12 protein-coding genes are annotated in these 12,052 nt (G+C 42.8%); 4 read left to right on the forward strand and 8 right to left on the reverse strand.

From position 1 onward, the window contains the following. Positions 1 to 42: 42 nt before the first annotated feature. Positions 43 to 663 (forward strand): DUF4923 family protein, encoded by a 621-nt coding sequence (locus P3L47_RS12025; protein ID WP_122360743.1) that lies wholly within the window; start codon positions 43 to 45, stop codon positions 661 to 663. A gap of 88 nt (positions 664 to 751) precedes the next feature. Here P3L47_RS12025 and P3L47_RS12030 read toward each other — a convergent pair whose 3' ends face one another. From P3L47_RS12030 to P3L47_RS12040, 3 genes are all read right to left on the reverse strand, one after another. Further along, positions 752 to 1,423, reverse strand: a complete 672-nt coding sequence (locus tag P3L47_RS12030) for a YczE/YyaS/YitT family protein (RefSeq protein WP_075556446.1) — start codon at positions 1,421 to 1,423, stop codon at positions 752 to 754. Between the two features lie 267 nt (positions 1,424 to 1,690). Then, positions 1,691 to 3,811, reverse strand: a complete 2,121-nt coding sequence (locus tag P3L47_RS12035; RefSeq protein ID WP_199715429.1) for an HRDC domain-containing protein — start codon at positions 3,809 to 3,811, stop codon at positions 1,691 to 1,693. Between the two features lie 113 nt (positions 3,812 to 3,924). After that, positions 3,925 to 5,523 (reverse strand): aspartate:alanine exchanger family transporter, encoded by a 1,599-nt coding sequence (locus tag P3L47_RS12040; RefSeq protein WP_277780931.1) that lies wholly within the window; start codon positions 5,521 to 5,523, stop codon positions 3,925 to 3,927. Positions 5,524 to 5,647: 124 nt separating this feature from the next. On the opposite strand from P3L47_RS12040, the gene truA reads away from it, so the two are divergent. Genes truA through P3L47_RS12055 form a run of 3 tightly spaced genes read left to right on the forward strand, consistent with a single transcriptional unit; the run spans position 5,648 to position 7,991 of the window. After that, positions 5,648 to 6,400, forward strand: coding sequence for a tRNA pseudouridine(38-40) synthase TruA (gene truA / locus P3L47_RS12045; protein ID WP_277780932.1), 753 nt, complete (start codon positions 5,648 to 5,650; stop codon positions 6,398 to 6,400). Positions 6,401 to 6,451: 51 nt separating this feature from the next. Continuing rightward, complete coding sequence (locus P3L47_RS12050) at positions 6,452 to 7,348, forward strand: DMT family transporter (protein WP_277780933.1); 897 nt, start codon at positions 6,452 to 6,454, stop codon at positions 7,346 to 7,348. A gap of 10 nt (positions 7,349 to 7,358) precedes the next feature. Continuing rightward, positions 7,359 to 7,991, forward strand: a complete 633-nt coding sequence (locus P3L47_RS12055) for a DUF3256 family protein (protein WP_277780934.1) — start codon at positions 7,359 to 7,361, stop codon at positions 7,989 to 7,991. Between the two features lie 156 nt (positions 7,992 to 8,147). On the opposite strand, the gene P3L47_RS12060 is transcribed toward P3L47_RS12055, so the two are convergent. The 5 genes from P3L47_RS12060 to P3L47_RS12080 form a co-directional block, all read right to left on the reverse strand. Further along, positions 8,148 to 8,597: a PepSY-like domain-containing protein gene (locus tag P3L47_RS12060; protein ID WP_277780935.1), complete on the reverse strand. Its 450-nt coding sequence runs from the start codon at positions 8,595 to 8,597 to the stop codon at positions 8,148 to 8,150. A gap of 122 nt (positions 8,598 to 8,719) precedes the next feature. Further along, on the reverse strand, positions 8,720 to 9,568 hold the full coding sequence (locus P3L47_RS12065) for a PepSY-like domain-containing protein (RefSeq protein WP_277780936.1): 849 nt from the start codon (positions 9,566 to 9,568) through the stop codon (positions 8,720 to 8,722). A gap of 23 nt (positions 9,569 to 9,591) precedes the next feature. Further along, a complete protein-coding gene (locus P3L47_RS12070) occupies positions 9,592 to 10,032 on the reverse strand; it encodes a PepSY-like domain-containing protein (protein WP_277780937.1) in 441 nt (146 codons plus the stop codon). A 66-nt stretch (positions 10,033 to 10,098) separates the two neighbouring features. After that, on the reverse strand, positions 10,099 to 11,367 hold the full coding sequence (locus P3L47_RS12075) for a sensor histidine kinase (RefSeq protein WP_277780938.1): 1,269 nt from the start codon (positions 11,365 to 11,367) through the stop codon (positions 10,099 to 10,101). A gap of 3 nt (positions 11,368 to 11,370) precedes the next feature. Beyond that, positions 11,371 to 12,051, reverse strand: a complete 681-nt coding sequence (locus P3L47_RS12080) for a response regulator transcription factor (protein ID WP_075556455.1) — start codon at positions 12,049 to 12,051, stop codon at positions 11,371 to 11,373. Between the last annotated feature and the right edge of the window lies 1 nt (position 12,052).

The raw sequence follows: 12,052 nt of genomic DNA on the forward strand, positions 1-12,052 counted from the left end.
TGTATCTTTGTACGTTTTTAAAAAGAGTAAAACTAGAGAAAAATGAAAAAAGTGTGGGGATTAGTGGTTGCTATCAGCATCCTGCTGTCTGTATCCGGTCAGGCATACGGACAATCGTTGAAAGACATCTTGAATTCATCTACTGTAAAAGATGCGGTGACTTCTGTAACGGGTGGTAAAAAACTGACGGTAGAAAATCTGACGGGAACCTGGACGTATACGAATCCGGCTGTCCAGCTGGAAGGAGATAATGCCTTGAAGAATGTAGCCGGAAGTGTGGCAGCCGGTGAACTGGAAAAGAAGTTGAAAACATATTGCGCCAAAGTGGGTATTGTTGAGGGGATGTTCAATTATGTATTCAATAGTGACAGTACATTTACGAATGCGTTGAAGAAGAAAACCTTGAAAGGTACTTTCTCTGTTAATCCGGATGAGAAGACGGTTGAGTTGAAATATGCTTTGGGTGGAAAACTGAAAGTAACTACGCTGACAGCTCATGTCGTTATCTCCGGTGATGAGTTGTCCTTGCTTTTCAATGCCGATAAGTTACTGGATTTTCTGTCGAAGATATCTTCTATCTCTGATAATTCCACGTTGAAGTTGGTTAATAAACTGGCCAGTGAATATGATGGGATGATGCTGGGATTTGAATTGAAGAAATAATTCAGCTTTGGACTTGATCCAAAAGCAGACAACAGATCAAGGCTGAATCGCTTCGCTACTCCGGTAAAGCTCGTTCAGCCTTATTTTTTTATTTTAAACCGGATAATAACCTGTAAAGCGTCTTTTTCGTCATAATCTTCTGATTCAGGAAACTGACGATATACCCTGTAATGCAAGCTGCAATAAGTGATCCTTCGCGTATGCCTTCGATCCCTTGTGTAAACATGAGCGAAATTAGTACCGCTAAAGTAACCAATGTAACATCAAAATAAACTTTAAACTTTCCGAATTCCTTGTTATAGCAACGGGAAGCATATTTTACAAACGCTTCGGCACTCATCATTGCCACTTTGGGTTTGATTTCGAGTACGACACCGATAGACTGTACGAGGCATCCTACGAGTAACAATCCCATCGCCATCCCATAACTGGAAGGCTGTAAATTGCTGGTCAGTATCATATTGAAATCTATAAAAGCCGAGAAGATGAATGAAAAAGGTATCTGAAGAAGAATTTCTATTGTATCCTGCCGGCTTCTGTCTTTCCTGATCAGCCAGAATTGCCCCATGATCAATAAAATATTCACGATAAACGTCCAGGTCCCTAACGAGAAAGGTGTATTAAGACTTAATACGTAATTAACACTGGAAATAGGGGTGGTGCCTAAAGTAGAGCGTACGATCAATACAATACCTACTGCTAAAAAATATAATCCTAAAATAAAAACCGAATACTTTTTTAATAATTCTTTTATCTCCATATCAAATATCTATTTGCTTGATATTTATCTTTTTAAACTTACTGAAAAGATATGCAAATATCCGATTTTTTTACTAGAAAGGGATGACTCCGATGGATAAATTAGTATAAAATAGTCAGATGGGAGGTAAATCTCGTTTAAAACGGGCAAAAACTCGTTTAAAACGAGCTTATAGTCCGTTTAAAACGAATAAAAATTCATTTAAAACGAGTTCCATGCTCGTTTAAAGCGAGTAAATTGACTTTCAAAATTTATTTATACATACTGTTATCCTTTACGGAACTCATCAACCAGTTTCAGTAATATACTGCCGTAGTTTTCTATGACTTTCTTTCCTATTCCGGGAATAGCCAGCAACTCTTTGGAGTTGGTCGGTAATGTATTTACGATACCCAATAAGGCTTTCTGTTGCAGGATCGTGTAGGGAGGCAACTCTTTTTCTACGGCCAGCTCGTAACGCCAGTTTCTGATGCTGTTGTAAAGGTCCGGATGTAAGATGTCGCTGGAAATCTCCACTTTTGCCGTCTGTGATGAAGAGCGCTCGGAACGTTTTTTGGTCGATGCAGGCGGTTCAATTGATGCTTTGGCCTTGGCGGAGAGATAGCCAACGACAGAAAAACCGTTCTGGCACGCTTTCAATGTCTCCTGCTTCAGATGTAATTCTTCCGTAAATTTGCCGACCGCATTATTGACGGCCTTCCGGCTTTCCTTGTTGTCTATTTCGACAGCCGAGTTTTCTTCCAGAGACGTACAAAGGCTATCGATATGCTCTATAAAATAAGTAACACCTTTTCGGACACGTTCCTGTATCGCTTCGTCTTCCCGGTAATTCGGATTGCCTGTGATCATGCGGGTCAGTTGCTGCTGGAAACGTCCGCCGACCTCTGTTATCACGGAACGGAAAGCATCCCGGGTATTCGCATATTGCGTGTTGAGTTCCGGATATAGCTTTTGTAAATGCGTATAAACCATATAAGCCGCATATTGCAGCCGTTGCTGGATACTCTCGAAGTTGAAAAGTTCGAGAGCCAGTTCCAGGAAATATTCTTGTTGCGCCAGTTCCAGTTGTTCTTTTTGCGGTTGTTTTTCGGCGACGGTAGAGGAAAATTCCTGTATCCGTAAATCCTTGATCATGGCATTACGGGTAATGGGACTGCTTAAAACCAATCCTTCCAGTGTTTTACACCGGCTAAGGGCAACATACACCTGGCCATGTGAGAAGGCGGCGGAAGCATCGATGATAGCATGATCGAAAGTCAATCCCTGGCTTTTATGGATCGTGATTGCCCAGGCTGTTTTCAGCGGATATTGACTGAAAGTTCCGGCAATCGTCTCTGTGATCTCTTTGGTCTCGGGATTGATCGTATATTTGACGTTGCTCCAGGTCTCTTTTTCAACTTGTATCTCGTTCCCGTCTTCTCCGACAACGGTGATTTTGTTCGGGTTGATGAAAACGATCTTACCGATTTTTCCATTATAATACCGATGTTCGCCGGAAGAATCGTTCTTGACAAACATAACCTGGGCACCGCATTTCAATTCCAGGTGCTGATCGGTTGGATAGGAGTATTCAGGAAAGTCATTGTTTATTTCCGCATTGAATGTGTACGACTTACCCGGTAATTCCGCCAGTTTACGGTTGTTGAGTTGCTGGGCCTGATAATTATGGGTGGTCAGGGTGATATATCCCTGTCCGTCATCCGGTGTGAAGTCCGGTATATAGCGTTGGTTCAGACAATGTAATGTGTCGTCATCGAACCTGTTTTCCCTGATGTTATTCAATAGATTGATAAACGAACTGTCGCTTTGGCGATATACCTGTGTCAGTTCGATGCAGTAGTAATTACTTTCCCGAAGCGCTTTGCTGTCAAAGAAAAAGGTGGAGGGATAATGTTCTTTCAATAGATTCCATTCTTCCTCTTTGGCAACCGGCGCCAGCTGTTGCAGGTCGCCGATCAATAATAGCTGTACTCCGCCGAATGGCTTTGTTCGGTCTTTATAACGGCAAAGGACATCACTGATAGCATCCAGCAGGTCGGCCCGTACCATACTGACTTCGTCTATCACGAGTAAATCCATACTCCGGATGATGTTGATCTTATCCCGGCTGAATTTATTCATATAGTTGTTACTTTGATTACCTTCTCTGTTAGCGGAAGGAATGTAAGGACCGAAAGGTAACTGAAAAAAAGAATGGATGGTTACACCTCCTGCGTTTATAGCAGCAACACCGGTAGGGGCGACAATAATCATACGTTTAGGAGAAACCTCTTTCAGCTTTTTCAGAAACGTAGTTTTTCCGGTTCCGGCTTTTCCTGTCAGAAAGAGGTGTGTTCCTGTGTTCTGTAGGAAGTTGAAGGCCAGGTCAAATTGTTGGTTCATTTGCATGTTCATAGATCTATTGTTTATGGTATCTGCAAATATAAAATAAAAAAACGTGAAAAAGGGTCTTGTCTACCAAAAATCAAGCAGACAAGACCCTTTTTTATTTATACTTTTTCTCAGACAATCAGATTTGCGATCAACTGAATAGATAAAATCAGGAAAACCATTGCAATAGGGTAAACGGTTGCATAGGCAATACTTGGAGCCGAACTGTCTGTCATAGAGTCTGCAGCAGCCAGTCCAGGGGTACTGGTCATACCTCCGGCAACTGTACCGATCAGGTCGAGGATATTGATTTTAAATACCCAGTATCCGAAAATGAGGGCGATGAGCATCGGAACCATGGTTATCGCCATTCCGACCCCGAATAGCGTCCAACCGCTTTCCTGAAAGGTGGATACCAGATTGACACCGGCTGATGTTCCTACTTCAGCCAGGAATAATAACAATCCCAGCTGACGTAACAACTGGTTGGCGGAACCTGACATAGACCAGACGATCGGTCCGGTTTTTCCGATTGCACTTAAAATAAGCGCCACCATCAGGATACCTCCGGTCAGTCCCGGTGAGAAAGAGAATGAGTCGGAAAAGGAGAGATTCAGTTTTCCGAATAATACTCCTAATACGATACCTGCTGCGATAGGGAAGAAATCGGTGTCGGAAAGTTTCTTTTCGTCATTACCGAGTACCTGTCCCACTTCTTTCAAGTCTTCCTTTTCTCCGGCAATCATCAGTTTGTCACCAAATTTCAGAGTCAGATCCGGTTCGGGAGGAAGGTCGATACCACTTCGGCGAACACGTGTTACCGTGCAGTTAAAAGTACTTTGCAGGTTTAAATATCCCAATGTCTTATTTAGTATGTTTTTGTTAGTAACCAGCATAGACTGAAGTTCCTGGGTACTATTAAAAGGTAGATCTTCCTTGATGCGTTCACCTACTAATATTTCCAGTTGCTCCAATGACTTATCGTTTCCGACGGCTTTAATCAAATCTCCCTCTTTTAAAACCGTATTAGCTGTAGGGATAGATGTTTTTTCATTGTGTTTGATGCGGGAAACAACAGCTCCTGTCATGCTACGCAGTTGCAATTGAGCCAGTGTCTTATCGCAGATATTGCTGTTGATAATACGGAATGCGGCAGTATGGAGCGGGGGATATTTGCTTTTCCGTTTGGCTTCCAGTGCCTGTGCTTCGGCATTCAAATCGATACGGAGTATTTTGGGTAATAATTTGATAAATAAAATCACACCGATCACGCCGAAAGGATAGGCGATACCATAGGCGATAGAAGCTGAAGAAGATTGGGTGGTATCGATGGCTACCGCCAAACCGGGCGTACTGGTCAGTGCTCCGGCAATCAGTCCGACGATACTCGGGGTATCGATGCCAAGGGCATATTTAAAAATGATTCCTGTCAGACTGGCTGATCCGATAATAAGTAGGGTAATGATAATCAGTGTTTTACCTTTTGAACGGAAAGAATCGAAGAATCCGGGACCAGCCTGGATACCAATGGTGAAAATGAATAGTACCAAACCGATGTTACCTAATTCCTTGGGGATAGTTACTCCGAAGTGCCCGAACAGAAGTGCAATAAAAATAACGGCAGAAACGTCTAGTGAAAGCCCTTTGATCTGTATCCTGCCCAGAATAAATCCTAATGCAACGATCAGAAACAAAGAAAAATAAGACGATTGAAGCAATGTTTCAAACATGTCAAATAGTTTTATTGTGTAGATTTGAGAGTGCAAAAGTACACTTTTTTAGACGTATAGGCAATCTCCCGGCGATAATTCTGTTACCTTTGCAGCGAATTATTAAGAAGTAAATATCCTGCGCGTGAATCGTTATTTTATTTATTTAGGTTATAATGGTAAGAATTTCAGCGGATGGCAGATACAGCCCAATGGTTTAACCGTGCAACAATGCCTGGAGGAGGCTTTGGGTACGTTGTTGCGTCGACCGGTCCCGGTAGTCGGGGCAGGGCGTACGGATGCGGGAGTGCATGCCCGGCTGATGGTGGCTCATTTTGATTGGGACGAACCGCTTGCTGATCCGGCTTTCCTGGCAGAGAAGCTGAATCGTTTGCTTCCGAAAGATATTGCCGTTTATCGTGTGGTGCCTGTCAAACCGGAGGCACATGCCCGCTTTGATGCTACTTCGCGTACGTATAAATATTATGTCACTACCCGGAAGGATCCGTTTAATTACGATCTGGTCTACCGGATGAATGGGAAACTGGATTTCGAGGCGATGAACGAGGCCTGTAAGGTGTTGTTCGATTACATCGATTTCACCAGCTTCAGCAAGTTGCATACGGATGTCAAAACAAATAACTGCCGGATCTATCAGGCGGGATGGAAACAGGAGGGGGATGTTTGGGTGTTTACGGTGCAGGCGGATCGTTTCTTGCGCAATATGGTGCGGGCGATAGTGGGTACGCTGCTGGATGTAGGCAGGGGAAAACTGACAATCGATGGCTTTCGTAAAGTTATAGAGGCAAAAGACAGATGTAAAGCTGGGGGATCTGTTCCCGGTCATGCACTTTTCCTGGTAAACGTCACGTATCCCGAATCCCTTTTTGAAGTATAATAAACTATTAACTGTCAATTGTCAACTATCAACTATCAACTGTCAACTGTTATGTGGGTAGCATTAGCATTTGCCTCAGCATTCCTGCTGGGATGTTATGAGGTGAATAAGAAGATTTCCCTGAATGGGAATGCCGTAATTCCGGTGTTGTTTCTGAATACGTTGATAAGCAGTCTTATCTTCGTTCCTTTCATACTTTTATCGTTCTACACAAATGTGCTGGACGGTACGATGTTTTATGTTCCGCGCGTTTCCTTTGAAACACATGTAGCGGTGTTGATTAAGGCGGTAATCGTATTATCATCCTGGATCTCCGGTTATTTTGCATTGAAACATTTACCGCTAACCATCACCGGACCGATCAAGGCGACCCAGCCGGTACTTACGCTGGTCGGTGCGATGGTTATTTTCGGTGAACGGCTGAATCTGTACCAATGGATCGGTGTGTTGCTTTCGATCGCTTCTTTTTATATGCTTTCTTCTTCCGGAAAGAAAGAGGGGATCCATTTCACTCATAATAAATGGATCTTTTTCACGGTGATTTCTATCCTGACCGGTGCTATGAGCGGTTTATACGACAAGCATCTGATGGGGAGTATGGATGTGATGACGGTACAGGTTTGGTTTAATGTATATCAATGTCTGATCATGCTGCCGATCCTGTTATTGTTATGGTATCCGCAGCGGAAAAAGAGTACGCCGTTCGTTTGGCACTGGAATATCGTCTTTATTTCCGTCTTCCTGATCATTGCCGATTGGATTTACTTTTATGCCCTGAGCTTCCCCGATTCAATGATCTCGATCGTATCCATGATACGCCGTAGCAATGTGCTGGTCACTTTTGTCGCCGGAGCGCTCTTCTTCCATGAAAAAAACTTAAAGAGCAAGGCTGTGGACTTATTCCTTGTGTTGTTAGGAATGATATTCCTATATTTGGGGACGAAATAGATAATAGAACATGAAACGACTTATTTTTTCTATATTGATTTGTGTTTTTGCTTTTGGGGTGAAAGCACAGGAGATGGATGCTTTATTTGTATCCATGCCGGACAGTAATATTCCTCTACTGGAAAATGCCTGGCGTAAAGATTTAATCGATTTGTATAAATCGGGTAAGGAAGCCCGTTTGAAAAATACGATGAATGGCTTTTCTACCTTGAAGAAGCTGACCTCTGATTATTTATTGCTGCAGGCAACCGAACGGAGTACTATCGAAATGAAGTTATTGCCGTTAGTGAATAATACGAATGTGATTTGTATGGTGAAAACGGTGAATGGTCCGGTAGCTGACAGCCAGGTAGACTTTTTTACTACTGAATGGGAACCGTTGGCCGCTTCTGATTTGTTCACTCCGGTTTCTGCCGATTGGTTTATGAAAGAGGATGCGGATAAGAACAGTACAGCTTTTCTGGATGCTACATCCCGTTTGGATATGGATCTGATACAGTACAGTTTAAGTCCCGACAACCTGACACTGACGGCCACGTATACAACTCCCTTGTATCTTAGCCGGGAGGACCGAAAGAATGTAACGCCTTTTATAAAAGAGTCTCCGAAAGTATATACCTGGGAGAAGTTCCATTTCAAATAAGCGATTATACTTTATAAATTATAGCCTCCTCTATAAAGTGCTTTACTTTACTGGGGAGGCTACTTTTTTACTGTGTATTTAACCTTTTACTATTACCGCTGGCAGGACACTGTCTCTTTATTGGTAAGGCTTTCAACAGATAATATAAACTGCCCGTTACTCCACGAGTTGTCCCTCCGCGTCAAAAGTCAGCTTTACTTCGTTATTATCCATTTTCAGTTCGAATGTATAGAACATACCTGCCGGTTTTTCTATCGCATCCACTTCCAGCACTTTGTATTGATTGTAGGCGGAGCTGGCCAGTTCATCTATCACGGCAACAGGCACATCTTCCGGACGAGTGTCCCATTTGGTGCTTATCCATTCGTTCTTATCATTGAATACAACCTCTTTGTTAATGTCTTTGTCTTTTATATCCACTTCTGTGCCCTTCTTTTCCTGATCGAACTTCAGGACTGTAGCCTGCGGATACTTGGTAGAGATAAAGTTTTGGAGAGCCTGTGGGATTTCGACGGTCTTATTTACTTTCTTCTGATGATCATTGCAGCCGGTAAACAGGGAAATGCAACATACGAGAATAGCTAAAACGGATAGTTTTTCTTTCATGACGTTTAATTTTAATTGTTTATAAAAGAAAACACGAACACAATGGAGGTTCAGCCATTGTATTCGTGCAGTTTATTCTCGTAAGAAACAAATAGACTATCTACAAAGTTCTTTTTACATAGTTAATCTTTGCGGACATTCTCTATGTTCCCTTCGGCACTGATCGTTACTTCAACATCATTGTCGCCCTGTTCCAGTTCAAACAGGTAAAATGTTCCTGCCGGCTTTTCGATCTGATCTATATCTTCGATCCGGTAATTTTTATAGTCGGAAGCTTTGAGGGCATTCATGACAATAGCCGGTACTTTATCTTCCGTGATGTCCCATTCGGTAGAAATCCATTCATTGGCAGCATTGAAATATACGTCTTTGTAAATGCTGTTGTGAAGAATATCCACCTCGAAGCCATTCTTTTCCTGGTCGAAATCGACGATAGTGGCACCTGCATACATTTCGTTGATTGCGTCTGTGATAGCCTGTGGAATGGTAGTCGGTTGGAAGTGGCTGTTGTCATCGTCGGTATCGTTGACTACTTTTATGAGCGTGCCGTCTTCGGCATAATACAGATCGACTTCCTTTTCTCCCTGTTCGGCTTCGATCACATATATTGTGGCTGCATTGGAACGTTCGAGCTTATCGAAGTCAGTATATTTCCAATCGGCATATTCATTGGCCCGCAGGTCTTTGCGTACGGCTTCCGGAAGCAGGCCGAAATTGATTTCGGTCTTTGTCATCAACCAGTTGCCTTTATTGTCGAACCAAGCTTCTGCATCGTTGCCGCTTATATGAAAATCTGCCACTTCGTAGCCGCTCTTGGTTTCCCATTCCACTTTTCCTGCATCCGGATATTTGGTATCGAATGCCTTTGTGACTGTCTGGTCAGGCAGGTAGTTGTTGTCATCATCATCACAGCTTGTAAAAGCCAGTAAACCACACATTGCTAATGCTAATACAGATAATTTTGTTCTCATATTTCTTTCTTTTTGTTCTGTTATTAATCAAACTTTTTAAAATTGCCGTTACGGTCGAACTTGAGTTCGAGGTCTGTGTTTAGCTTGACCTCATATTCACGTGTATCTTTATCTACTGAAACAACAGTATTGTCGGGAAAGTTTTTCCGGATATAATCCGCTATTCTTTCCGGTAAAACACTTAATGGGATAGATGCGTGACGCGCTTCAATCTCTTTCCATTCACCGGACTTGTCGAACTCGACATTTGTTCCGTTCGTCAGGATGACATCGTATCCTTTAACACCCAATAGATTACTCTCGATCTTAATATGCGAAATATCCGTTTGTCCGAAATTGGCAGTGATGAAATTTCGACATACAGAAGGCAAAACCGATTTGTCTCTTGTTACCTTTTCGTTATCAGCGAAAATGGCCATGACAGATAATAACAGGCTGGCCAGAATTAATCCAAACTTCTTCATAACATTCTTCTTTTAATTTATACTGCAAAGAAAAGGGTACATTTGGGAAAGATTTGGGAAAAGAGGTCATCTGAATGTTAAAATGAATTTATGCAGTCCGTTATATTCATATTTTATATCTATTCCATAAATGGAGATGATCGACTTAACGATAGCTAATCCCAATCCTGTCGATTCTTTCTTATGCGTTTGCTTTTCGAAACGATTGAATAAGGTCGCTTCATTCAGTCCGGTGCTTTCACTGCTGTTTGATATTGTCAGTGTCCGGCCGGTTACCGAAATGGCGATCGATCCGCTTTCTATATTATGTATAAAAGCATTCTTTAAAAGATTGCTGAGCAGGGTAGAGGCCAGCGATTCATTCATTGTATATATTAATGTACCGGTTTCGGTATAGGTGACATGTATATTCTTGTATTCATACATATCCTCGAAGTCCGGCAAATATTTATTGATTAGTTTATTGAAGTCTATCTCGGAAGTATCGGGGAACTGTTTGTTGTCGATACGCGAAAGAAGCAGCAAAGACTTGTTCATTTTGATGATGCCCCGAAGCGTATGGTTGATCCCGGCTATTTCGGAGAGTTGCTCTTCCGTGCAGTCGGGGTTTTCGCTGAGCAGTTCCAGTTTATTCATGCAGATGGCAAGCGGGGTTTGCAACTCGTGGGAAGCATTCTCTACAAATTGTTTTTGCTGGTTATACATTTCCGTACTCCGGTTGGTTGCCGTTTGGATAGCCTGGTTCAGTATTTTGAACTCTTCCACCTTGGTTTGGTTTATCAATGGAGCCTGTTGTTTTCCGGGCCGGTATTCTTTCAACCACTTTATCAACGTATAAAGCGGTCGGAAGCTGGATTTGAATACGAAATGCGATACCAGCAGGATACAGCACAAAAGGCTTACATATAGAATAATGATACTCACAAAAATCGCTTCCGCCATATCCTCTTTTTCAAGGGTGGAGGTTTCGATCGTCAGTTCGTAATATTTCCGGTCGGCTGTCATGAACCAGGTGCGTAACACACGTACCGGTTCATCTTCCATCTCTATTTCGATGTAAGTTGTCGAATCGAAGAACTCGTCTTTATCCAGATCGGCTTCCGATTCGGGGACTTCGCGGATATAATATTTAGTCATTATATCCACATGGTCATGCAGGAGCGTGCTGTCGGCAAGTACCGTCTTGATGATGATCTCCTTGTAATTTTCCAGGCTATCGTTGGTCTCGTCATCTATTTCATGCATGATGACGAAATAGAAACAACATGCCCAGGCCGTTAGAATGATCAACAGCGGGATGGACAGGTTGCGGAATGTATAATGGATCAGTTTCATCGGCTATTCTTCATTTACCATTTTATAGCCATAACCGTATACGGCCTTTATTTCCGGGACAGCCCCGGCTGACTTCAACTTCTTGCGCAGATTCTTCACCTGGCTGTAGATGAAGTCGAAGCTATCCGCCTGGTCGATATAATCTCCCCAGATGGACTCGGCAAGCGCTCCTTTACTGATCAGGCGATCGGGATTGGTGACAAAATAATACAATAGGTCGAACTCCTTCCGGTTCAAAGCCAGTTCCTCTTCATTAATATATACGGCACGACGATCCGGATAGACAGTGATATTGGACAGGTTGATATGCAGTTCGCCGTCCTGTTGCTTGCGGCGGATGATACATTTGATACGCGCATTCAGTTCTGCCAGGTGGAACGGCTTCGTCAGGTAATCGTCCGCACCCAGGTCGAGGCCCGTCACTTTGTCTTCGATCGAGTCTTTGGCAGAGACGATGATGACACTATCCTTCTTCCGCATCTTTTTAAGCTCTTCAAGCAGATCGAGCCCGCTGCCACCCGGCAGCATGATATCCAACACGATACAGTCGTAATCATAATCATTGATCTTCAATAATGCTTCGTTATAGTTGGCGGCACTTTCCACGACGTAACGCTCCTTCTCCAACGAACGGATCATTATTTCACGCAAAGAATCTTCGTCTTCTACAATCAGAATTTTCATG

This window comes from Parabacteroides chongii (assembly GCF_029581355.1).
GTDB classification, from domain to species: Bacteria; Bacteroidota; Bacteroidia; order Bacteroidales; family Tannerellaceae; genus Parabacteroides; species Parabacteroides chongii.